The sequence below is a fragment of the Microbacterium sp. MM2322 genome (assembly GCF_964186585.1).
Lineage (GTDB): Bacteria > Actinomycetota > Actinomycetes > Actinomycetales > Microbacteriaceae > Microbacterium.
Genome location: NZ_OZ075067.1, coordinates 774409 through 797631, shown reverse-complemented (window position 1 = coordinate 797631; position 23223 = coordinate 774409). Strand labels below are relative to the sequence as shown.

The 23223-nt window shown below is 67.9% G+C and carries 21 protein-coding genes; 6 read left to right on the top strand and 15 right to left on the bottom strand.

The window, feature by feature from the left end; all coding sequences use genetic code 11:
• Position 1: 1 nt before the first annotated feature.
• Positions 2-655, bottom strand: a complete 654-nt coding sequence (locus tag ABQ271_RS03880) for a phosphatase PAP2 family protein (protein ID WP_349310215.1) — start codon at positions 653-655, stop codon at positions 2-4.
• A 186-nt stretch (positions 656-841) separates the two neighbouring features.
• Between ABQ271_RS03880 and ABQ271_RS03875 the strand changes: the two genes are divergently transcribed.
• Together ABQ271_RS03875 and ABQ271_RS03870 are read left to right on the top strand one after the other, a co-directional pair.
• Positions 842-1552 (top strand): DUF3105 domain-containing protein, encoded by a 711-nt coding sequence (locus ABQ271_RS03875; RefSeq protein WP_349310214.1) that lies wholly within the window; start codon positions 842-844, stop codon positions 1550-1552.
• A complete protein-coding gene (locus ABQ271_RS03870; RefSeq protein ID WP_349310213.1) occupies positions 1549-2232 on the top strand; it encodes a DUF305 domain-containing protein in 684 nt (227 codons plus the stop codon). The genes ABQ271_RS03875 and ABQ271_RS03870 overlap by 4 nt, the downstream gene beginning before the upstream one ends.
• A gap of 70 nt (positions 2233-2302) precedes the next feature.
• Here the strand turns inward: ABQ271_RS03870 and ABQ271_RS03865 are convergent, their stop codons facing one another.
• The 3 genes from ABQ271_RS03865 to ABQ271_RS03855 all read right to left on the bottom strand — a co-directional run bounded on the left by ABQ271_RS03865 (position 2303) and on the right by ABQ271_RS03855 (position 6047).
• Complete coding sequence (locus ABQ271_RS03865; protein WP_036309995.1) at positions 2303-3274, bottom strand: carbohydrate ABC transporter permease; 972 nt, start codon at positions 3272-3274, stop codon at positions 2303-2305.
• On the bottom strand, positions 3274-4611 hold the full coding sequence (locus ABQ271_RS03860) for a sugar ABC transporter permease (RefSeq protein WP_349310212.1): 1338 nt from the start codon (positions 4609-4611) through the stop codon (positions 3274-3276). The genes ABQ271_RS03865 and ABQ271_RS03860 overlap by 1 nt, the downstream gene beginning before the upstream one ends.
• 110 nt (positions 4612-4721) lie before the next feature.
• Complete coding sequence (locus ABQ271_RS03855; RefSeq protein WP_349310211.1) at positions 4722-6047, bottom strand: carbohydrate ABC transporter substrate-binding protein; 1326 nt, start codon at positions 6045-6047, stop codon at positions 4722-4724.
• A gap of 265 nt (positions 6048-6312) precedes the next feature.
• Here ABQ271_RS03855 and ABQ271_RS03850 point away from each other — a divergent pair, with 265 nt between their 5' ends.
• Positions 6313-7371 (top strand): LacI family DNA-binding transcriptional regulator, encoded by a 1059-nt coding sequence (locus tag ABQ271_RS03850; protein WP_349310210.1) that lies wholly within the window; start codon positions 6313-6315, stop codon positions 7369-7371.
• 70 nt (positions 7372-7441) lie between these two features.
• On the opposite strand, the gene rplL is transcribed toward ABQ271_RS03850, so the two are convergent.
• The 3 genes from rplL to ABQ271_RS03835 form a co-directional block, all read right to left on the bottom strand.
• Positions 7442-7822, bottom strand: a complete 381-nt coding sequence (gene rplL / locus ABQ271_RS03845) for a 50S ribosomal protein L7/L12 (protein ID WP_248171544.1) — start codon at positions 7820-7822, stop codon at positions 7442-7444.
• Between the two features lie 50 nt (positions 7823-7872).
• On the bottom strand, positions 7873-8361 hold the full coding sequence (rplJ, locus tag ABQ271_RS03840) for a 50S ribosomal protein L10 (RefSeq protein ID WP_349310209.1): 489 nt from the start codon (positions 8359-8361) through the stop codon (positions 7873-7875).
• Between the two features lie 394 nt (positions 8362-8755).
• Positions 8756-9505, bottom strand: coding sequence for a hypothetical protein (locus ABQ271_RS03835; RefSeq protein ID WP_349310208.1), 750 nt, complete (start codon positions 9503-9505; stop codon positions 8756-8758).
• Between the two features lie 502 nt (positions 9506-10007).
• On the opposite strand from ABQ271_RS03835, the gene ABQ271_RS03830 reads away from it, so the two are divergent.
• The 3 genes from ABQ271_RS03830 to ABQ271_RS03820 all read left to right on the top strand — a co-directional run bounded on the left by ABQ271_RS03830 (position 10008) and on the right by ABQ271_RS03820 (position 12984).
• Positions 10008-10685, top strand: coding sequence for a YqaJ viral recombinase family protein (locus tag ABQ271_RS03830; protein ID WP_349310207.1), 678 nt, complete (start codon positions 10008-10010; stop codon positions 10683-10685).
• Positions 10686-10820: 135 nt separating this feature from the next.
• Positions 10821-12497: an MDR family MFS transporter gene (locus ABQ271_RS03825; protein WP_349310206.1), complete on the top strand. Its 1677-nt coding sequence runs from the start codon at positions 10821-10823 to the stop codon at positions 12495-12497.
• A gap of 1 nt (position 12498) precedes the next feature.
• On the top strand, positions 12499-12984 hold the full coding sequence (locus ABQ271_RS03820; protein ID WP_349310205.1) for a MarR family transcriptional regulator: 486 nt from the start codon (positions 12499-12501) through the stop codon (positions 12982-12984).
• A 25-nt stretch (positions 12985-13009) separates the two neighbouring features.
• Here the strand turns inward: ABQ271_RS03820 and ABQ271_RS03815 are convergent, their stop codons facing one another.
• The 8 genes from ABQ271_RS03815 to ABQ271_RS03780 all read right to left on the bottom strand — a co-directional run bounded on the left by ABQ271_RS03815 (position 13010) and on the right by ABQ271_RS03780 (position 23000).
• The gene (locus ABQ271_RS03815) at positions 13010-14509 is read right to left on the bottom strand and encodes a cellulase family glycosylhydrolase (protein WP_349310204.1); all 1500 of its coding nucleotides are present in this window, start codon (positions 14507-14509) and stop codon (positions 13010-13012) included.
• 87 nt (positions 14510-14596) lie between these two features.
• Entirely contained in the window at positions 14597-16213 is a 1617-nt protein-coding gene (locus ABQ271_RS03810; RefSeq protein ID WP_349310203.1) for an FAD-dependent oxidoreductase, read from the bottom strand.
• A complete protein-coding gene (locus tag ABQ271_RS03805) occupies positions 16210-17271 on the bottom strand; it encodes a LacI family DNA-binding transcriptional regulator (protein ID WP_349310202.1) in 1062 nt (353 codons plus the stop codon). The genes ABQ271_RS03810 and ABQ271_RS03805 overlap by 4 nt, the downstream gene beginning before the upstream one ends.
• Positions 17268-18329, bottom strand: a complete 1062-nt coding sequence (locus ABQ271_RS03800) for an ABC transporter ATP-binding protein (protein WP_349310201.1) — start codon at positions 18327-18329, stop codon at positions 17268-17270. Before ABQ271_RS03800 ends, ABQ271_RS03805 begins: the two co-directional genes overlap by 4 nt.
• Positions 18326-19366 (bottom strand): ABC transporter ATP-binding protein, encoded by a 1041-nt coding sequence (locus ABQ271_RS03795; RefSeq protein WP_349310200.1) that lies wholly within the window; start codon positions 19364-19366, stop codon positions 18326-18328. Before ABQ271_RS03795 ends, ABQ271_RS03800 begins: the two co-directional genes overlap by 4 nt.
• A 1-nt stretch (position 19367) precedes the next feature.
• Entirely contained in the window at positions 19368-20273 is a 906-nt protein-coding gene (locus ABQ271_RS03790; RefSeq protein ID WP_349310199.1) for an ABC transporter permease, read from the bottom strand.
• Between the two features lies 1 nt (position 20274).
• Positions 20275-21351 carry an ABC transporter permease gene (locus ABQ271_RS03785; RefSeq protein WP_349310198.1) on the bottom strand — a complete coding sequence of 359 codons (1077 nt, stop codon included), beginning with the start codon at positions 21349-21351 and terminating at the stop codon, positions 20275-20277.
• Positions 21348-23000: an ABC transporter substrate-binding protein gene (locus ABQ271_RS03780; protein WP_349310197.1), complete on the bottom strand. Its 1653-nt coding sequence runs from the start codon at positions 22998-23000 to the stop codon at positions 21348-21350. Before ABQ271_RS03780 ends, ABQ271_RS03785 begins: the two co-directional genes overlap by 4 nt.
• Positions 23001-23223: the final 223 nt, after the last annotated feature.

Genomic DNA, 23223 nt, shown 5'->3' with positions numbered 1-23223 from the left:
CTCAGCCTAGCGAGCGGCGTCGCTCGCGTTCCCGGACGACGGGGATCGTCATCGCGGCTGCGACCAGCAGTGTCGTCGCGATGCCGAGGACCAGTGCACCGAGCGTGTCGGTGAGCCAGTGAGCGTGCACCTGCGTGCGGCTGAACGCCATGAGCAGCGTCCACGCGAGCCCGACGACGGCCACCCACAGGCGAGGGAAGAGGATGACCGCGACGGTCGCCATCACCGCGGCGTTGGCCGTATGCCCGGACGGGAAGGACCCATGGTCCGAGATGACCAGGATCTCCTCCGGCCGCACGCGTCCGAAGAGGCCCTTGAGCAGCTGCACGACGAGTGCACCGGCGATGGATGCGGCGAGGAAGAAGACCGCCCCCCATGGCCGGCGGGCCAGAGCCAGGAGAGCCGCACCGGCGAGCGGCACGATGTACGTGCCGACGACGCCCGCACCCGCGACGTTCATGAACAGCGAGACGGGACGGATGCCGGGCAGGAACGTCGTCACGTAGGTGTTCCACCACGCGTCGAGGTCGATGAGCTCCGAGTCCGTCGACTCCACGGCGATCCCCGTCGCGACGGCGACGATGAGGAGGATCGCGCCGATGACCGCCAACCGCAGCCCGATGCCGATCTCGTGTTCATGGGAGGGCACCGTCATGGGTTCATCCTGTCCGACGCGTCCCCCGACGACATCCCCCTTGCGCGGTGCGCCCGCGACCGTCTCTCATCACGACTGCCTATGAACAACCTCTCCCCGGGCGGCATCCAGACCGCCTCAAGATGCGGCCGAATAGAATCGACGGAGCGCGCCCGCGCCCTCCCCACCCGACCGACGAGGCCACCCATGACCCCGAACGATGATGCCGGAAAGCGGACGAGCGGTAACCCCGCGACGCAGGCTCAGCTGAACCTCACCGTCAAGCAGCAGCGCGAGCAGCAGAAGCAGAAGAAGCTCGCCGAGTACCAGCGCCAGTTGGCCAAGCGCCGGCGCACGAAAGCCACCTGGTGGATCGTCGGCTCGACCGCCGCCGTCCTCGTCATCGGGCTCGTCGTCGCCTCGGTCATCCTGACGCCCCGCCCTGTCTCGATCGCGCGCGGCAACGGCGACGGTTCCGGCATCTCGGGTGTGCAGACTTTCGAGCACACCGCGAATCACGTCGAGGGCGTCGTCGACTACGAGCAGACCCCACCGGCCGGCGGCGACCACAACGCCGTCTGGCTCAACTGCGGCGTCTACACCCAGCCCGTCCCGAACGAGAACGCCGTTCACGCCCTCGAGCACGGTGCCATCTGGATCACCTACGACCCCGCGAAGGTCGACTCGGCGGGGGTCGACGCACTCGACCGTCAGCTGCCCTCCGACTACACCGTGCTCTCCCCGTACGAGGACATGGACACCCCGATCGCCGTGACCGCCTGGAACGCGCAGCTCAAGGTCGATTCCGTGGACGACCCGCGCATCGGTCAGTTCATCAAGGCCTACTGGCGCAATCAGAACGGCCCCGAGCCCCTGGCTGCATGCTCGGGTGCCCTGGACGCCCCCGGCAAGAAGTGACCACTGAGACCGTCGGCGACGAGCCGGGCACCGAGCGCACCCTTCCCCCGTGGTGGGTCGTGCTGCTCGTCGGGCTCGCCGTCGCCGCGGTCGCCTTCTCGATCGGCCGCTTCTCGACGTTCGGGATCGCCGGGTCGACGCCCGGCGAAGGCTCTGCTGACGCCGGCTTCGCCCGGGACATGCAGGTGCACCACGCGCAGGCGGTCGACATGGCGATGACGATCTACGCCGAGACAGACGACGACCAGCTCCGCGCCCTCTCCTACGACATCGCAACGGGACAGTCGTCGCAGCGCGGCGAAATGTACGACTGGCTCCTCAAGTGGGGGCTGCCGCCGTACTCGGACAGCCCGATGGCATGGATGGCGGCATCCGACTCCGGTCACGCCCACGGGGGCACTGCCGGCCAGCCGCAGACGGATGAGCAGATCCGCGAGGCGATGGGCATGGCCTCCGAGGAGGAGTTGACTGAGCTGCGCGCTGCGACCGGCACCGCGGCGGACTGCCAGTTCCTCTCGCTCATGATCCGTCACCACGAGGGGGCGATCCCCATGGCCGACGCCGTCCTCGAGCTCGGCACCGACGAGCGCGTGAAGACGGTGGCCGAGAACATGAAGAAGGGTCAGACCTTCGAGATCCAGGCGATGACCTCGATGCAGCAGCGGCTCGGCTGCAGCTGACACGCACGAACGAGAAGAGGGGGATGCCGGTGGCCACCGGCATCCCCCTCTCTTCTGTCGTTCTTGGCGATCAGCCCTTCGTCGCCCCGGCCAGGAGGCCGCGGACGAAGAAGCGCTGCAGCGCGAAGAACACGATCAGCGGGACGAGGATCGAGATGAACGTTCCCGCGGACTGCAGGAACCACTTGTTGCCCCACGTACCGGACAGCGAGTTGAGCGCCTGCGTGATCGGCAGGGCACCCGGCGACGCGAAGATCGTCGCCACGAGCAGGTCGTTCCAGACCCAGAGGAACTGGAAGATGCCGAACGAGGCGATCGCGGGAGCGGCCAGCGGCAGGATGATCCGGAAGAACACCTGGCCGTGTCCGGCCCCGTCGACGCGCGCCGCTTCGATGATCTCGCCCGGGATCTCGGCGATGAAGTTGTGCAGCATGAACGTCGCCAGCGGCAGCGCGAAGATCGCGTGCGCGATCCACACTCGAGCGAAGCTGTAGTCCACTTCGTTCAGTCCGAAGCCGGGGAAGATCGGCACGTCGTTGATGCTCAGACCATCCGAGAACAGGCTGAGCAGCGGCACGAGCGCCATCTGCAGCGGCACGATCTGCAGCGCGAACACGAACACGAACAGCGCACTGCGGCCCTTGAAGTCGATCCACGCGAAGGCGTAGGCCGCAAGAGCCGCCATGACGATCGGGAAGACCGTCGCGGGGATCGTGATCGCCAGCGAGTTGACGAAGGCCGAAGCCAGCGTCGTCGAGGTACCGCCGGCGTTGAGCGCCTGCATGTAGTTGTCGAGGGTGAACTTCGGATCGGTGAACGCGGTCCACCATCCACTCGACTGCGTCTCCGCGCCGGGTCGGAGGGAGGTGACGAACAAGCCGAACGTCGGGATCGTCCAGAAGATGGCGATGATGACGGCCGCGATGGTCGCGCCCTTCGACGTCAGCTTCTTGTGGGCGATCGCTTCGTTGCGTCGGGTGTCGCGAGCGACCTGGCGCGCGGTGCGGGTGTCGACCGGCCGTGCCGGTGCTGCAACGGTCATCAGCGGATTTCCTTCTGCTTGGCCATCGATCGGGCGTTGTAGACGATCAGCGGCAAGACGAACAGGAACAGCACGACGGCGAGTGCGGACGAGTGCCCGAAGCTCTGGAACCGCTGCTGCTGGTTGACCATCTCGAATCCGAGGACGGTCGTCTCATCGCGACCACCGGTCATGACGGCGACGATGTCGTAGACCTTCAGCGAGGCGATCGTCACTGTGGTCAGCACCACGATCAGCGATGAACGGATGCCGGGCACCGTGACATTGCGGAAGCGCTGCCACGCGTTCGTGCCGTCGAGCTCGGCGGCCTCCATCTGCTCGGTCGGAACCGCCTTGATCGCCGCGGACAGGATCACCATGGCGAAACCGGTCTGGGTCCAGATGAAGACGACGAGGAGCATCAGCGTGTTGAGGATCGGCTTGATGGCGAGCCACTGCACCGGGTCACCGCCGAACGCCGTGAGGATCGCATTGAGGAGACCGATCTGGTCGCCCTGACGCGCGTCGTACATGAACTTCCAGATGATGCCGGCGCCGACGAACGAGATCGCGACGGGCATGAACACGAGGACCTTCAGGAGCTTCTCCCCGCGGGCTCGGTCGATGAAGACCGCGTACGCGAGACCGATGACGACCGAGATGGTGGGCGCCAGAAGTGCCCACAGGATCGTGTTGATGATCGAGGCCGTACCGGTGGGGTTCGTGAAGACCCAGATGTAGTTCTCCATGCCGACGAACTCGTCGCCCGCCTTGTTGAAGAACGACTTGAAGATCGTCGCGATCGCCGGGTAGACCAGGCCGAGGATGAGCATGATGCTCGCCGGGGCCATGAAGAGGATGAGCTGGAACAGGTATCCCGCGCCCTGACGGGAGCGGAAGTCCGCGAAGAAGAGCAGCGCTCCGACGAGAAGCGCGATGGCCACGACGTAGACGACAGCATTGGCGTACGGGCGCAGCAGCATGAAGGCGAGCACCGGGATCACCAGGCAGGCGACGAGCCGCATGATGAAGTATCCGCGCCCGGGGCGGGGGGCGAACTCGATGAGCACCAGGATGATCCCCACCACGAGGGCGAACACCACGAGGATGACGGGGATCTGGATGAGGGGGTTCATCGCGCCCAGCCACAGGAAGAAGCTGTTGAGCGAGAAGCCGATGGTGACGCGCGCGGACTCTTCGCTCGAGACGGTGAAGACGAGCAGCAGCGCGACGACGGCGATGAGGATGAAGCCCACGGCGACGACGATCTTCGTGATCGATCGTCCCTTGGGATCTTGAGCATGGGTGGTGACGGCGAGTTCGGTGTCGACAGGCCTGTCGACGGTCGTCTGGGACATGCGGGTTCCCTTCTGGGTACAGCGGCGTACCCAAGCGGTACGGACGGGAGAAGCGGGGTCGGGCTGTGTCAGCCCGACCCCGCTCGGCTCAGCCGATCGTCAGGCGACGATCAGTTCTCGTAACCGGCCTGGATGTCGGAGAGCACCGTGGCGGTGTCCTTGCCGTCGATCCAGTCGACCATGCCCTTCCAGAACGAGCCCTGACCCACCGTGGCGGGCATCAGGTCGGATGCGTCGAAGCGGAGGACCGTGGAGTCATCCTGCAGCGTCGTCATCGCTTCCTGAAGGAACTCGCTCGAGGCGAGGCTGGGGTCGGCCTTCTTGTTGGCCGAGATGACGCCGCCGAGCTTGACGCGGGCGTCAGCGAACTCGGGCGATGCCATGTAGGCGAGCACCTTCTGGGTCGACTCGTCGTCCGAGAAGCCGGCGACGAACTCGCCGCCACCCTCGATCTGGAGCTCGCCCTCGGTGTAGCCGGGCATGATGAACGCGTAGACGTCGCCGTCGGGCGCGACCTCGGGGGTCTTGCCGTCCGCGGTCTTCACGTCGAGGAAGTTCGCCGACAGGAACGACGCCTGGTGGGTCAGGGCGCAGTCGCCGCTCGCCACAGCCGCCGCCACGTCACCGAACGCCGTCGCGTTGATGCTCTTCACGTCGCCGTAACCGGCGTTGACGTAGTCGGGGTTCAGGAGGATGTCGCCGACCGCGTCGAACGCCTTCTTGATCTCGGGGTCGGTGAACTTCACGTCACCGGCGACCCACTTGTCGTAGACGTCGGCACCGGACTGGCGAAGGACGAGGTCCTCGACCCAGTCCGTTCCGGGCCACCCGGACGCCGCCTCGGAGGCGAAACCGGCGCACCATGCGGGCTTGCCCGTGGTCTGGACGATCTTGTCGGTCAGGGCGATCATGTCGTCCCACGTCTTGGGGGCTTCGACGCCCCACTCGGCGAACTGCTTCGGCGAGTACCAGACGTAACCCTTCAGGTTCGCGAGCATGGGTGCCGCGTAGAAGGTGTCGTCGAACGTGCCGTACTTCTTCCAGTCCGGCGACCAGTTCTCGTCGACCGCGGTCTCGACGGCCTCGGGGGCCTTGAGGACCTTGCCCGTGTCGACGAGGGTCTTCAGCAGACCCGGCTGCGGGACGACCGCGATGTCGGGGGCGTCGCCACCGGTCACCTTGGTGACGATGTTGCCCTCGAACCCCTTGTCGCCGACGTACTCGACCTCGATGCCGGTGTCCTTCGTGAACTGATCGAAGGATCCATTGAGGGCGTCTGCCTCGCCGCCCGTGATGCCTCCGGAGATGCGGACGGTCTTCTTGGCCTCTCCGCCGCCGTTTCCGGTGCCACCTTCCGCACACCCTGCCAGCATCAATGCTGCGGCGCCGAGAAGCGCGACGGGGGCAAGAAGGCGGTATCGCTGTGACAATGCCATGTACTTCTCCTCTTTCGGGATCATCGTCCACCCAGAGGAGCCTTGGCCGCATCCTTGGGGAACCGATTCCAGGACAACCTACTGTCCGATCGACCCTCCGCACAACTGCGAAATATCAAGGTTCTACAACCATTGGTGTGTGGGTTAGGATTCGCATGGGAGCGGTACCATTTTTCAACGATGGAACCGGTTCCCTTCGGCCGCTCGAGCGACTACGCTCAGTCCTCGACCGATGGGGACGGCGAGAACAGGTCGAGGAGGACCGATGAGCACCATCGCCGACGTTGCGCGCGAAGCGGGCGTCTCCAAAGCCACGGCGAGCCGTGCCCTGACCGGAAGCCCCCAGGTCTCCTCCGACACCCGCCAGCGCGTGCACGAAGCCGCCCAGCGTCTCGGATACGTCCCCTCGACGAGCGCCGTCAGCCTCGCCACCGGCCGCACCCGCAACGTGGGAGTGGTACTCCCCCACGTGAACCGATGGTTCTTCGCCGAGGTGCTGGAGGGCATTCAGACCGCGCTCCTCGACCGCGGGCTCGACTTGACGCTGTACGACGCGACACCCGGGAGCGCGGGCCGCGAACGGGTGTTCACGGAGTTCCTGGCGCGTAAACGTTTCGACGGTGTCATCGCCGTCGGCCTCGAACCCGCCGCCAGCGAACTCGAAGCCTTGCTGTCGCTCGGACGCCCCGTCGTCAGCGTCATCGGGACCGAGGACCGGACGAGTCTCGTCGCCCTCGACGACAGCCACGCGTCAGCACTGGCGACATCCCATCTCGTCTCGCTCGGACACCGCCGCATCGCCTTCCTCGGCGGCACGTCGGCGTCGCACTGGCCCCACGTGGAGTCAGCGCGCTATGAGGGGTACGCGCGCGAGATGCGCGAGTCGGGCCTCGCCCCGCACATCACGCGCACGCCCGCCGAACTGTCTATGCCCGCGGGGTACGAGGCCGCCGTCGATCTGCTCAGCGACCCGTCGAACCGCCCCACGGCGATCGTCGGGGCGTGCGACGAGGTCGCGATCGGTGCCATCATCGCCGCGCGTCGCCTCGGCATCCTCGTCCCGTCGGATCTCAGCGTCGTCGGCATCGACGATCACGTGAACGCCGAGATGTTCGCGCTCACGACCCTCCGACAGGTTCCCCGAGAGCAGGGCGCGACAGCCGTCGAACTGCTGACACGCCACCTCGAGGACCCGACGCTGGAACCGATCACCGTCTCGATCCGACCGCGGCTCGTGGTCCGCAACTCCACCGCCGCGCCCTCGGGTTCGACCCCCGCGGCGGTGCGGGACTTCGGGCTCTCCCGCGTCGCCTCCGACGTGTGAGCCGCCGCCGTTAACGCCGGAAGGCTCCGGATGCCGCGGCATCCGGAGCCTTCCAGTGAAGGGATTCGCCTTACTTGACGGTGACCGTCGCGCCGGCGGCCTCGAGGGCCTCCTTGGCCTTGTCGGCAGCTTCCTTGTTCGCGCCCTCGAGCACGGCCTTGGGAGCACCGTCGACGACGGCCTTGGCCTCGCCGAGGCCGAGCGAGGTGAGCTCGCGGACGACCTTGATGACCTGGATCTTCTTGTCGCCGGCAGCCTCGAGGATGACGTCGAAGGAGTCCTTCTCCTCAACCTCTTCAGCAGCAGCGCCACCGCCGGCACCGGCAACGGCGACGGGGGCAGCAGCGGTGACGTCGAACTTCTCCTCGAACGCCTTCACGAACTCGCTGAGCTCGACGAGGGTGAGGCCGGCGAACTGCTCGAGCAGCTCCTCGGTGGAAAGCTTCGCCATGATGTATCTCCTAGATAGATGGGGTTTGTGTAAAAGAGCTCGCTCGTCGCTTACGCGGCGTCAGCGGTCTCCAGCTTTTCGCGAAGCGCGTCGATGGTGGCGGCAGCCTTGCCCATCGTCGCCTTCATCATGCCCGCAGCCTTCGCCAGCAGAACCTCACGGCTCTCGAGCGAGGCGTACTTGTTGACCTCGTCGGCAGTGAGGGCGTTGCCCTCGAAGATGCCGCCCTTGATCACCAGAAGCGGGTTGGCCTTGGCGAAGTCACGAAGAGCCTTGGCAGTGGCGACGAAGTCACCGTGCACGAAAGCAACGGCCGAGGGACCCTTGAGGTCCTCGTCCAGAGCCGTGATCCCCGCGTTGTTCGCGGCGATCTTGGTCAGCGTGTTCTTCACCACGGCGTACTGCGCGTCCTGACGGATGTCGTTGCGCAGCTGCTTGAGCTGGGCAACCGTCAGACCGCGGTACTCGGTCAGCAAGACGGCGTTCGAGTCCTCGAAGTGCTTCGTGAGCTCGGCGACCGATGCATCCTTCTGCGCCATGGTCACTCCTTGATGTGTACGAGACGTCCCGCGGCAGCGGGACATCGACCTCGACGGTCGGGCTGCATGAAAAAAGCTCCGGCGCAAGCGCACGGAGCTTTGGGCCCGGTTTCCCGGAAGTCTGTCGTACACCTGCGTGGGCCCCTGCGATGCAGAGCTTCGATCGTGTGCGCGGACGCACGCCGATAACCGACGGTCTTTGGCTTGTGCCCCAGTGTACGTGCCGCCGCCCGGCGCGCCAAATCCCGGCATCCGCGGGGTCGCCGGGGCTGCTTGTCCACATCATGTGCTCTCGCCGAATGCACATGCTTTCGGCGCGCGGGACGTGTGATGTCGGCGAGAGGCCATGATGTGGACAGCCGTCATGCGATTGCGCGCGGCGTAACGAGCATCGTCAGCGAGGCATCGGGATGCCAAAGGCGCTGAGACGTGCACGGAGCGCGGCGGGAGATGAGATGTGCTCCGAGGCGACGCGCACGAGCCGCTTGCCGGTGACGCCTCTGATCCAGTCTTCGCGATGCTTCTCAGCGAGAAGGACGTCATCGAGCGAGCGCCCGCTTCGCATCGCCTCGTCGCGATACTTCGCGGAGCCGTCGAACTCGACGAACACGCCGACATCCTCGAGCTCCAGATCGATGCGGAACTCGCGGCCGTCCGATCCCGGCACGGGCACCTGCAGATCAACCCGCTCGAATCCGAGCTGACGCAGCCTGAACCGACTGACGCTCTCGCCCGGCAGCTCCGCTCGGTGATCCGCGAACGCGACGACACGAGCGGCCTGCCGGATGCCACGGACGCCCCGAGCCGTGGCGCATCGGTCGAGCACCCGCTGGCGCGTCTGCTCAGCATGCGCCGCGCCGCGTCTCGGACTCAGCGCGATCTGTCGGAGCGCAGCATCCACCGCGGCGACGGCCGCCTCAGGAGGAAGCGAACGCGCGACGTCCCAGATCGTGCGTTCGAGGCTCGTGCAGGGGACGCCGTGCAGCTCGTCGATGTCTGCCTCCACCAGCCGGTCGGCGTGACGTCTCACCCGCAACCGACTCGACATTCGCGCATCGCCCGGCATGCTGATGTGGACCGCGTCCGGCCGGCGCTGATAGAGCGGCAAGTCCCACAGGACCGCGGCGGACTCGTAGGAGACCACGCCTGAACCTCCTCGCATCTCTGCGACAGCGGCGGCGACTTCGACACGATGATGACTCTCGGGCCAGAGGTCCGACGTATCCACGGCCGCGACATAGCGGTTGCGCTGGATCCGGATCAAATGTCCGTGCGCGACCGCTTCCGTGATGCCTCGAGACGTCCACCCCGCGTCCAGCAGAGTCGAACGCGAGTCAACGAGCGCAGCTGCCTGCGGGTACGAAATGTGGCGTTCCATGCCACGAGGGTCACCGGTGGCATCCGCTCTGATGAGGGGATGCCGACACCCCGTGCCCTCGCGGTCCGTTGACGACGCTGGGGAGGAATCGTCTGCCCGCCCACATCATGTCCTCTCGTCGAGATCACATCCCGCGCACGTGCGCAGCGGGTGATCTCGACGAGAGGACATGATCACGACCGGAAGAGAGACAGGGCGCTTAGACCGGGGGTGTGGCCGCGCGGCGGGTCGGGGCGGGCGTGCGGGAGGGGCGACTTAGGATCGTCGGGTGACCCCCGAACTCGCTGCCCGGATCGTCGCGGACTCCCGCGACCGGGTCGCGTGGATGCGGGCGCGGTCGCGGGGGATCACCGCCACGGATGTCGCGTCGCTCACGAGCGAGCGGGCCATCGCCCGGGCGGCCGAAGCCAAGCTCAACGGGTCGGGCTTCAGCGGCAACGCCTACACCGACCACGGCCGGCGTCGCGAGCCCGAGATCGCCGCGTGGGTTGCGGCGACCCACGGCATCCTTCCGTCGTCGGCCCTGTTCCATGCCGAGGTCGAGAAGCGTCACCTCGCGACCCCCGACGGGATCATGGTGGATGCCGCGGGCCGAGTGATCCTCGCCGAGATCAAGACGACCAACAAGACCTGGAAGTCGATCCCCCGGACCTACATGCGCCAGGTGTGGTGGCAGCAGCACGTCCTCGGCGCCGAACGGACGCTCGTCGTCTGGGAAGAGCACCAGGACTTCGTTCCGCTCCGCGACGAACCACGCTGCGCCTGGATCGACCGCGACGAAACCGAGATCGGCTCGCTGGTCCGCCTCGCGACCTCGCTGATCGACGAGCTCTACCACCGGACGACCGGCAACCCGCCTCCGCGGCGCGAAGAAGCCGCGCCGGTCAGCCGTCGCGAGCAGCTGCGCGAGCGCGACATCTTCCGCGCGCTCGCTCTCGCCGACTGAATCGCGCATCGTCGCCCCGGGTCGCGCCCGGGTTCACCCGCGTGCCGGAAGCACCGATAGTTGACACGCATCAAACATCTGCATATAGTTGACCTCACTCAATATTTGACGTGCGTCAACCATCTGGAGAAGTACATGACCACCACCGCTCCGACCCGAAATCGGGTGCTGGCCCCCCTCTCGGGCCTCCTCCTCGGCATGTTCGTGTCGATGATCGCCTCGACCGTCGTGTCGACCTCGCTCCCGGTGATCATCCACGACCTGAAGGGCGACCAGGGCGCGTACACCTGGGTCGTCACCGCCACCCTCCTCACCACCGCGATCTCCACCCCGATCTGGGGCAAGCTGTCCGATCTGATGGGTCGCAAGACGCTGTACCAGATCGCCCTCGTGATCTTCGTCCTCGCCACCGCCGCCGCCGGCTTCGCACAGGACACGACCACCCTCATCGCCTTCCGTGCCGTGCAGGGCATCGGCGCCGGCGGTCTCGCCGCACTGAGCCAGGTGCTCATGGCCGACATCATCAGCCCCCGCGAGCGCGGGCGCTACATGGGCCTGTTCGGCGCCGTCATGGCCGTCGCCACCGTCGGCGGCCCGCTCCTCGGTGGTGTCATCACCGACGGATTCGGATGGCGCTGGAACTTCTTCGTCTCGCTCCCCGTCGCCGTGCTCGCCCTGGTCATGGTGCAGCGGACGATCCCGGCATCCGCCCCGTCGACACGTCGCGCGAAGATCGACTACCTCGGCATCGTGCTCCTCTCGACCGCGGTGTCGCTCCTGCTGATCTGGGTCACCAACGCCGGTCGCAGCTTCGACTGGTGGGGCACGGAGACCATGCTCATGGTGGGCGGCGCGATCCTCGCCGCTCTGCTCTTCGTCGTCGTCGAGTTCCGCACCGCGGAGCCCCTCGTGCCGCTGACCCTCTTCCGGGACCGCACGTTCACCCTCGCGGTGATCGCCTCGATCGCCACCGGTATCGCCATGTTCGGGGCTTCCGTCTTCCTCGGTCAGTACATGCAGATGGCGCGAGGCGCGACCCCGACCGAAGCCGGCCTGATGACGATCCCGATGATCGCGGGCCTGCTGCTCTCGTCCGTCGGCGTCGGCGCTCTCATCACCCGCTACGGGCACTGGAAGCCGTACCTCGTCGTCGGAAGCCTGCTGCTCACCGCGGGCGCAGCACTCCTGTCGACGATCCACTACGACACCGACTTCTTCCTCGTCTCGGTCTACATGTTCCTGCTCGGAGCAGGCGTCGGGATGACGATGCAGAACCTCGTGCTGGCGGTCCAGAACAGCGCCAAGCCGAGCGAGATCGGCGTCGCCAGCTCGGGTGTCACGTTCTTCCGGAGCCTCGGCGGCACCGTCGGCGTCTCGCTCATGGGCGCCGCCCTCGGCACGCGAGTCGCGGACCTGTTCGGCGACGCGCAGGCACGCATCGGGACCGTCCTCGGCTCACTCGGCGCAGAAGGCGCCTCGTGGGCGAAGCAGCTGACCTCGGGCACCCTGCCGAAGGTGTCGGCGATGCCCGAGCCGCTCCGCGTGATCGTCGAGGACATCTACGCGCAGGGCATCTCGTCCGCATTCCTCATCGCGGTGCCCTTCGGCATCCTCAGCATCATCGCGGTCATCTTCCTGCCGAACCGTTCGCTGAGCACGATGACGACCACCGAGCGTCGCAACGCGTCGGAGGCGGACCTCGCCACCGTGTCGGTTCCCGCAGGCATGGATTCCCTGACCGCCACCGGAACCGTGCCGGTCGTCACCTCCGGCACGTCCGACGTCGAGGCTGAGGCGCCGGCGCGCCGATAACATGGCTGAGATGTCGACACAGTCCGATCGAGAGGCGCGCACCGCTGCGGTGCGCGCCCTCGAGGGCGAGTTCAGCGACCTGATCGCACTCTTCCGGCGGCGGATCACCGAGAACGCCAACCGGGTGAGTCCCGGCATGCTGCCCGGCGCCTACAAGGTGTTCACGACGATCGTGCGGCACGAGCCGGTCACGCAGTCCGCGCTGGCGGAGATGCTCATCCTCGACAAGGGGCAGCTGAGCCGCACCGTCCGCGAGCTCACCGACATGGGTCTCATCGAGCGGACACCCGATCCGCACGACGGCCGTTCGAGCCTGCTGACCGCGACCGAGCACGGCCGCGAACGTCTCGCGGACGCCCGCGGCCCGCAGGAGGGCGCCCTCCTTGACGCACTCAGCGACTGGCGCGTCGAGGACATCGAGAACCTCGCGCACCTGCTGCACGCCCTCGTCGCCGGGTCACGACCCGACGGCGACCTCACCACATAGGTCGCCGCCGGGGCGCTTCCCCCGCTCAGCCGGAGTGGACGGCGAGTTCGTACACGCGCGCGATCTTCGGTTCGGTCGTCGAGGCCGACGGGTTCGTGACGACCAGCCTCACCTGGTCGACTCCCGCTACCCCGACCGGCACCTCGCGGGCCGCCTGCGTGTTGCCGGTGATGGATGCCGCCTGCTGCCACCCGGCATCCGTGTGCACCTCGAGGGTGAAGTCCACGAGAACCGTGCCGGTGCCGGCGCCGAAGCCGCTGTAGACCCCGACGGAGGTCACGTCGACCGGTGCCGCGAGGGTCACGCTCGCCGTCGGCGTCGCGTCGCCGACGGCCGACAGCCAGCGGCCGGCGTCGGAGCAGTCGCCGTCCACGAGGTTGCCCCCGTCGTAGGCCGCGCTGTAGGTGGACGAGACCGTCACGCCCGCGCCGACCGCCTCGTGCGTCGCGCACGGTGAGACGCTCGGCTCCCCCGCGAGCCAATCCTTGATGAACTGCCCCTGGTGCTCGCCGCCGAGGACGTTCCAGTCGTAGTCGAACATCTGCGGCTTCCAGAAGTTGTCGAGGATCCAGGCCTGCCAGTTGATCCACGGTCGCGCGTCCATGTATGCGCGGAACGGAACGCCCCAGTTCGTCGTCGTGCCCGCGGTGATCGAGTCGGAGAACTCGCCGGGCGGATTCCAGCCGAACTCCGTGATCACGACCGGAAGTTGCTCGGCGGCGTCGCCGAACTTGCCGTCGAGGAGCGCCGCCGTCGGCGCGCCCTGGTTCGGGTACAGGTGGTAGACGTACGCCGTGTTGTCGTCGTCGATCGGATTGGTCAGGGCGCCGTTCAGCATCGTGCTCCACTGCGGCGACCCCATGAGCAGCAGCGTGTCGGGAGCGGTTTCGCGGATGCCATCCACGACGGGCTGGATGTAGTCCTTCCACGTGTTCCAGTTCGCCGGGTTGATCGGCTCGTTGAAGACCTCGAAGATCACGTTCGGGTTCGCACCGTACCGGGGCGCGATGTAGTCCCAGAAGCGTTCGACCGTCGAGCGCGGGACGGCCCCGGCGGCATCCCCGTAGTTGCGCACGAGGTGCAGATCGACGATCACGTACATCCCGAGGTCGGTGGCCTGGGCGACGTACGGAGCGATGTACTCGGCGTCGTACGCGGCGAGGTCCGTCGTCGCGCCGATCTCGGTCGCGGGCAGTCGCAGCGCACGCGTGTTCCACGCCTTCGCGATGTCGATGAGCTCCGACGTCGGCTTGATGTTGCAGTACTCGCAGAGGTCGTTCTGCTCGGGCGCGAGCACCGAGACGCCGCGGAGGTCCGCGGGTGCCCCCGTCGCGTCGAGCACCTGATTGCCCTGCACCTGCAGCGCGGGAAGCGGCGCGGCTGCGGCGGATGCCTCTCCCCCGCCTCCCGGGGGCGGTGCGGTCGCGGAAGCGACGGCAGGCGCGCCGAGCGCGAGGAGCAGCGCTGCGGCGATGGCGCCGGCCGTGGCCCGCGCGCGGCGGATGAGCAACGGAGATCGTGTCATGGTGGTTCCCTTTCCGATCCGTCGACGGCCTCGTCGCCGCCGGCATCCCGGCACCGTTGCCGGGAGGTCGCGCCGCGTCTGTGCGGCTCAGGACACCCGAGCCTTCGGAGGCTCGGGCACCCAATGGTGCGTACGCACCTCCTCCGGCCAGCGGAGGCTGATCCCGAGGGTGGTGCCGAGCAGACGCTGGTAGTCCTCGAGGAGCGTCGCATCCGCACGCACGGCACGCGGCGGGATCCGCCGCTCGGAGGCGAACGCCGCGAGGGCTCCCACCGCTTCGCCGATGCTCCACTCGACGGGGTGCAGCCGGTAGCAGCCGTTGGTGATGTGCGTCGTGCCGATGTTCTTGCCCGCCGGCAAGAGGTTGTCGATTCGGACCGGCAGGAGCGCTCCGAGCGGGATCTGGAACGGGTAGGACTCGATGTCCACGTAGGTGCGCCCTGCTGTGCTCGGGTGCAGATCGATGCGGTAGTGCCCGAGGCCGACGCTGTCGCGGAAGAGTTCGCTGCCCACGCCCGCTCCGCGCGCCTCGACGCCGACATGCTGCTCGAGCACGCGGAACTCGGTCAACGCGCGTCGGGACTCCCGGACGTAGACCGATTTGGCATATCCGTCGTCGGTGCCCGTGACGTCGCCCCGGAGGCGCAGTCCCGGGTACCCGTGGCCGCCGTCTTCCCGGGGCGCCTCGGTCTGCATCCAGTAGAGGAAGGATGCCGAGAGCTCTTTGCTCGCTCGGAGCGCCTGAGCCGCGGCATCCGCCGTCACACCGAGGATCGGCGCCTCCCAGTAGTCGATCTGCGGCCAGTTGACCAGCGACACGTCGGAGTCGATCGTGCCCTCGCGGAAGTTCTCTGCGGCGACGACTCGGCGGAAGCGCCACAGGTCGAACGGGGCGTCCGGCGTCGGCTGCACCTGGAAGATCGGACGGGTGCGCACCCGGAGTCCGATGGGCTCGACGTCGACCCACGACAGCTGCGGCCCGGGCCAGAACGGGTCGACGTGCGAGCGCCAGTGGTCGTACCGGGCCGGTTTGTCGCCCGTGTGATCTTCGCCCGGCCGGTGTTCGAGCGCGAAGCACCACGACACGGCCTGCTGGTCGAGCGGGTTCGCCTCGGCCGGGGCGTGGAGCTCCCCGGTGTCGCGCTGGCCTTCGGCGCCGATGGTGTGTTCGATGTCTTCCCACCCGACGATCTCACCGAGCTCCGTCGCGTCGACGACGAACGGAGCGCTCAGTTCGCGGTCTCCGCGCGGTCCGCGCACGGTGACCGATCGGATACGGTCTCCCTCGACCTCCACGTGGACGGGACGATGCTCGCGCAGAACCTCGAGTCGACCGGAGGTGAGCCAGGGCGCGACCATCTCGTCGATGACCGCGGCGGCGACTCGGGGCTCGTGGCACATGCGGCTGACGATGCCGATGCCGGGATCGAGGCGGGGGTTCGACGCGGCTGCGGCGGTCAGGGGATAGTTGCGCCGGTAATAGTCACGGACACGGCCGCGGAACTCGGCGTAGCCGGGCGGCGCGTCGGCCGTCTCGATCCAGGAGTTCTCGTCCGGGGGCACGGCTTGCGCCGTCAGCTGGCCGCCGAGCCAGTCGGTCTCCTCGGTCATCACGACGCGGAGGCCGAGGCGGAGCGCCGTGAGGGCGGCGGCGACACCGCTCGTGCCGCCGCCGATGATGAGCAGGTCGGGGCTGGCGTTCACGCGGCGTCTCCCCGAACCTCGGCGACGGTCGCACCGGCCACGTGCGTGCAGGCGACGAGCACGCTCTCACGAGGCGCGTCGGGGTCCGAGATCATCGCGATGAGGCGGTCCACGGCGATGCGGCCGATCTCCTTGCGCGGGATGCGGAGATCGCTCCAGGTCACCTCCGACGCCGCGGTGTCCTCGAGGACGGCGACCGAGACGTCTGCCGGGATGGAGACCCCGCGCTCGGAGAGGCGGCGGCGCAGCGTCGCGGCGATGCGCTCGGATTCGACCACAGCGGCGGTGGCACGCCCCGCGGCGAGCGCGTCGACGACGTCGTCGGAGAGACCCGCCTGCTCCGCCGTGTAACCGGGAGAGTCATCGACGATCTGCAGCCGCTCGACGGCTTCGCGGTACCCGGACCGGCGGTCGTCGTAGGGTTCGCCGCCGATCGAATCGCGGACGTAGACGAGTCGGCGATGTCCGAGGCCGTGCAGTCGTTCCACGATCGCGGATGCCGCGGCCCAATAGTCGGGCACGATGCACGGGAAGGGCGCCCCGGGCACTTCGCGCCGACCGATGTGGACGAACGGGTAGCCGTCGCGCCAGAGGCGGGCGAGCTCGTCCCGGTCGGACGCCATGCCGAGGAGGATGCTGCCGTCCGCGATGGTGAGCCGGTTGGTCTCGTCGCGGTAGATGCGCCGTCCGCCGGCGCCGTCGCCGGTCGAGCTGAACAGGACGAGGTCGTGGCGGCTCTCCTCGGCGCGTTCTTCGATGCCGAGCAGGAACTCGAAGTAGAACGACTCCCGCGCGTTCGGGAAGAGCGCCTCGAACGTGTGCACGCCCAGCAGCTGCGTGCGCTTGCCGCGGAGGTTCCGTGCGACGGGGTTCGGAACGTATCCGAGGGTCGCGATCGCCTCGCGGACCCGCTGGCGGGTCTCCTCGGGGATGCGGGCCGCCGAGACGTCGCCGCTGATGACACGCGAGACAGCGGACTGCGAGACGCCCGCGAGGCGCGCGACGTCGGACTGCCGCGCCGGACGGCTGCGTGCGGGACGGTCGGGGAGGTCTGTCATGAGGGGTCCTCTGCGGTACGGCGGGAGATGAGCGAGGTCATCGACGGGGTGTCGAGGAGGTCGGCGCGACCGGCAGCGTGCAGCCAGCAGTCCGCCCAGTGGCCGTCCTCGCGCTGCATGCGCGGCGGCGCCTCGGTACGGCACTGCTCCATCGCGAAGGGGCAGCGGGGATGGAAGCGGCAGCCGGCGGGCGGGTCGATGAGACTCGGCGGCTCGCCGAGGTCGTCGGCGGTTCCGAAGATCTCGTCCCGGTTCGTCACGACCCCGCGGTGCGGATCCGGGGACGACTCGACGAGCAGCTTCGTGTACGGATGCTGCGGGTTCGAGATGACCTCATCCTTCGGTCCGGCCTCGACCATCTGCCCTGCGTACATGACGACGATGTCGTCGCAGAGGTACCGGGCGCTGGCGATGTCGTGCGTGATGTAGAGCATCGCCAGTCCGTCCTCGCGGCACAGCCGGTCGAGGAGGTTCAGCATCTCGAGACGGATCGACACGTCGAGCATCGAGATCGGTTCGTCGCCGAGCAGGACGCGCGGCTCGACGGCCAGTGCCCGAGCGATGACGACGCGCTGCCGCTGGCCGCCCGAGAGCTCGTGCGGGAACTTGTCGATGTAGTCGCGCGCCGGGCTCAGGCTCACACGCTCGAGGAGAGCCAGCATCCGCTCTTCGTGCTCAGCCTTCGACCCGGAACGGTGATGCAGACGCAGGGCACGATCCAGGTTGTGGCGTACCCGGTGGAGCGGGTTCAGCGAGCCGAACGGGTCTTGGAAGATCAGCTGCACGTCCTTGCGGTAGGCCTTCTCGACGTCGCCGCCCGATCGGACCGGCGTGCCGTCGAGGGCGATCTCGCCCGACGTGGGCTCGTAGAAGCGCGCCAGCATGCGGGCGAGCGTCGTCTTGCCGCTGCCGCTCTCGCCCACGACCGCCGTGATGCGCCCCGGACGCAACCGGATGTTGGCTCCCTCGACGGCGCGGACCACCTGGGAGGACCCCACGGATCCGGCGACCGTGAAGTGCTTCGAGACGTCGATCGCCTCGAGGACCGGCTCGTTCATGAGGGGACCTCCTCGTCGTGAAGATGGCAGGCGACGACGGTGTCGCCGACGGGACGGAGGACGGGCAGTTCGGTGCGGCAGCGGTCCATCACTGCGGGGCACCGCTCGGCGAAGGCGCACCCGGGGGGCAGCGCCCGCAGGTCGGGCGGGGTGCCCGGGATGCCCTCGAGCCGCGTCGCGGTCGCATGCAGGGGCGGGAATGAATCCCGGAGGCCCGTCGTGTAAGGGTGGCGCGGCGAGTGGTAGACGTCCTGCGCGGGTGCGAGTTCCACGATCCGCCCGCCGTACATGACCGCGATCCTGTCGGCGAGTTCCAGCAGCAGCGAGAGGTCGTGGGTGACGAAGACGACGGCGAAGTCGAACTCGCGGCGCAGGCGGAGCACCTGCGCCAGGATCTGCCGTTGCATGACGACGTCGACGGCCGTCGTCGGCTCGTCCATCACGATGAGCTCGGGACGGCACGCGAGGGCGAGCGCGATGGTCGCGCGTTGCCGCATCCCGCCGGACAGCTCGTGGGGGAAGCTGCGCACCCGGTCGGCGGAGATCCCCACGAGTCCGAGAAGGCGGCGGGCCTCATCCCACGCGGCGGCGCGCGACATCCGTCGGTCGTGCGTGCGGAGCACGTCGACGAACTGCGCACCGAGGCGCATGACGGGGTTGAGCGCATCCATCGCGCTCTGCAGCACGATCGACATCCGCGTCCACCGCAGGGCGCGCAGCTCGCGCGGCGAGAGGGTGACCAAGTCGATGGGAGGTGCCCCGTCGCGCGGGTGGAAGCGGATGCTGCCGGCCGTCGTGACGGCAGGCGGCCGCTGCAGGCGGGTGAGCGCCGTGATGAGCGTCGATTTGCCGGAGCCCGACTCGCCGACGACCCCGAGGATCTCGCCGCGCCCGAGGGTGAACGAGATCTCGGAGCACGCGCGGGTGGGAGCCCCCTCGGAGGCGTACTCGACCGTCAGGTCGTCGACCTCCAGCAGGACGTCCCCCGCGCCATCGACGGGACGGATGCCGGGGGCACGGACATCGGTGAGGCTCATCTCAGACTCCTTCGCTGACGAGGGCGGCACGGCGCACCCGCGCGGTTCGCTTGGCAACGGCGCGCGACGCGGCACGCAGCTTCGGGTTCGCGAGCTCGTCGACACCGAAGTTGATGAGCGCGGCCGCCGTTCCGACGAGCGCGATGCAGAGCCCGGGCGGCACGAGCCACCACCAGAGCCCGCGGAGCACGGCGCTCTGCTGCTGAGCGGCCTGGATCATGGTGCCCCAGCTGACGGCCGAGGAGTCCGAGACGCCCAGGAAGGCGAGACCGGCCTCCGCCATCACGCCGCCGATCAGGCCGCCGAGGAACATGGACGCGATCCAGCCGTAGAGGTGCGGCAGCACCTCGGTGAAGATCAGCCGGGTGTGCGACTCCCCCAGCATCCGCATCGCCTGCACGAAGTCGCGACTGGCGACGCTCATCGCCTGCGCGCGCAGGGTGCGGGCGCCGCCCGCCCACCCGAAGACGCCGATGATGACGGCGATCATCACGAGCCCCGTCCCCTGGAGGTACCCGGCGACGACGAAGATGAGCGGCAGCACCGGCATGACGAGGAACAGGTTCGTGAGGAAGTTGAGCGACTGCCCGGCGACACCGCGGAAGTACCCCGACGGCACGCCGACGACGATCGCGAGGAGTGTGCCGATCACGGCGGAGAGGAATCCGACGAACATGGATCCGCGGGCGCCTTCGACCACCTGGGCGAGGACGTCCTGACCGAACTGAGTGGTTCCGAGCAGGTGCTCCGCCGTCGGCGGCTGCGAGATGGCGGAGATGTCGTTCGCGCGCGCATCGAGCCCGGCCAGATCGAGCAGGGCGCCGCCGAAGACGGCGAGGAAGACGAAGAAGGCGAGCACGACCACCCCGAAGGTGACCTTGCCGTTGCCGAAGACGCGGTACTTCATGTCAGGACTCCTCCCGCACCCGCGGATCGAGCGTCGCGTAGACCGAGTCGGCGATGAGGTTCGCCAGGAGCACGGCGAGCGTGACGAGCAGGAAGACCCCCTGCATGACCGGGTAGTCGCGCTTCTGAAGCGCGGAGAAGAGGAGGTAGCCGATTCCCGGGTAGCTGAAGACGATCTCGGTGAGGAGGGCACCGCCGACCACACCGCCGAGCGCCATCGCGAAGCCGGTGAACTGCGGGAGCATGGCATTGCGCGCCGCGTAACGCCACCGGACACGCGCAGGCGACAGGCCCTTCGCCTGCGCGAGCAGGACGTAGTCCTCGCCGACGGTCGTCACCGTCATGTTCCGCATGCCGAGCATCCACCCGCCGAAGGCCGAGAAGACGATCGTGGCCGCGGGGAGCGCCCCGAAGTGCAGCGTGCTCAGGATGAACGGGATGTTGACTCCGACGGGGAGGTTGGGGTCGTATCCGCCGCTGAGGGGGAACCACCCCAGGATGAAGCCGAAGAACCACACCGCCAGCAGCGCGATCCAGAAGTAGGGCACCGACGACACGAATGTCACGAGAGGCGTGACGATCGTGTCGAAGCGGGACCCCGCTCGCCACCCGGCAGCGACCCCCAGAGCCGTTCCGATGAGGAACGCCGCGATCGTCGTGGTCCCCACGAGCAGGAGCGTCCACGGCAGGCCGGTGGCCACGAGGTCCGAGACCGGGACGGGGAAGTTCACGATCGAGACGCCGAGATCGAAGCGCGCGAGCTGGCCCAGGTAGGCGAGGTACTGCTGGAACAGGTTCTCCTGGGGGTTGCCGAACAGTCCCTGGATCGACTGCAGGGTGGCGGGAGCGAGCGCCTGACCGCTCACCCGCTCGAGCTGGTCGATGATGGCCGCCGAGGGGTCGCCCGGCATGAGCCGCGGGATCACGAAGTTCAACGTGATCGCCGCCCACGCGGCCGCCAGGTAGAAGCCGAGCCGCCTGAGGAGGAACCTTGCCCGTCCCTTGCGGGTCTTCTTCTTGGCCGTCGCCTGCGCCACGCTGACCGTGGCGGAGGTGACGGCGCCGGGGGCGAGGCTCATGATGCGGGCTTCAGCGACAGGAGCGTGCGGATCGTGTCGGGGCCGAGGCTCGGGAACGGCACCGCGTCGAAGTCGTCGGGCGTCGGCCACCCCGTCCAGTTCGTGGCGTTGACGTCGACGAACCAGTAGGAGTTGTAGAGGGGGCTGAAGGGCACCTCGTCGACGACGATCTTCTGCATCTGCATGCCGAGGTCCTTCACCGTGTCCTCGTCGGACGCTTCGGTCATCTTCGTGAGGATGGCGTCGGTCTCCGGGTCGTCCCACCGCCCGATGTTCGTCGCGGCGGCGGTGCCGAGCGGCTCGACGTAGCGGCTGTCGAGGAACCCGTAGACGCCGTAGACGCCGGCGCCACCGGTCGTCGCGATCGTGAGGTCGAAGTCACCGGTCTTCTGCTGGTCGTAGAGGGTGGCGCCGGGGGCACCTGCGGGGGCGACCGTCACGCCCAGGACCTTCTTCCAGCTGTTGATCATGATGTCGGCATATGCGTTCCAGCCGAAGTCCTGGTTGAAGGAGATGCGGGGCGTGTAGCTCTTCCCGTCTTTGACGAGCGCACCGTCGACGACGTCGTACCCGCTCGCGGCGAGCGCGGCGGTTGCGGCATCCGCGTCGACCTCCTGCACCTTCCCGCGGTACTCGGGAGCGATCCAGTCGCTGTAGATCTGGTCGACCAGGCCCGTCGGTCCCGCCTCGGTTCCCGGCCGGTTGAGCGTCGCGGTGATGTCGGATCGCGGGATCGACAGTGCGAACGCCCGGCGCAGGTTCACGTCGTCGAAGGGAGCCTGTGCGGTGTTGTACATCATCGAGTAGGCGCCGCCGGTGGCGTACAGCTGATAGAGGTTCTTCTCCGGGTCCTTGGCCACGAACTCGTCCTCGGCGTTCGGCCATCCCGCCGGCGCCCAGTCGACATCGCCGCGGAGCAACTGGGCCTTCACCGTCTCGCCGCTCGTCGCGAGGATCTTCATGTACGTCATCGGCAGGTCGCCGCCCCAGTAGTCGTCACGAGCCTTGAGCGTGACCTGCTGGGCGGCGAACGCATCGAGGGTGAACGGACCGGTGCCCACCGGGTCGGGGTTGGTCCACGTGGAGAGGTCCTGCTCTTTCCAGATGTGCTCGGGAACCATGGGCAGAGAGCTGGAGGCGAACTGGTTCAGTGCGGCGAACGACGGGCTGTCGAAGGTTACGTCGACCGTGTCGTCGTCGACCTTGTCGACTGCGGTATAGGTCACGCCCGCAAGATTCAGCTCGGGCTTCTCGAGCGGCAGCGACAGCGAGTACGCGACATCGTCAGCGGTCATCCGCTCGCCGTCGGAGAAGGTGACGTCGTCGCGGATGTCGACCGTCAGCGTGGTTCCCGCGGCATCGAACGTCATCGACTTCGCCAACCACGGCTCGACGATCGCGCCGTTGGAGTAGTCGATGCGGGCGAGGGGCTCGTAGATGAGCTCGGCGTTCGGAGCCTTCTCCGTCGCGGGGCCGAGCACGTTGTAGTTGCGGACGTACGTCGTGCCGCCGTCGGACTTGCCGAAGATGATCGTGTTGGCCCGGGTGCTGCCGGTCTGCGTGGTCGTCGTGCCCGCGGTGCACCCGCTGAAGGCGAGCAGAGCGGATGCCGCGACGGCGGCAACGACGAGGGTTCTCTGGGGGCGCATGTCCTGTCTCCTTCGACGGGGTGAGCATTCGTATGAGCAAACGATCCGCAGCGTTGCGGAGAAGTGGTTCTACGTATGCGCACCACTGTAGGGATACGCCCGTCGGACGTCAACGCCCAATCCGCGGACACCGCCGACGGGCTTCTCGCTCCGGTGATGCCGACGTAACACCGTCGAGACAATGACGCTGTTGACTGGTCATCCACCGAGCACCCCCGCGCCC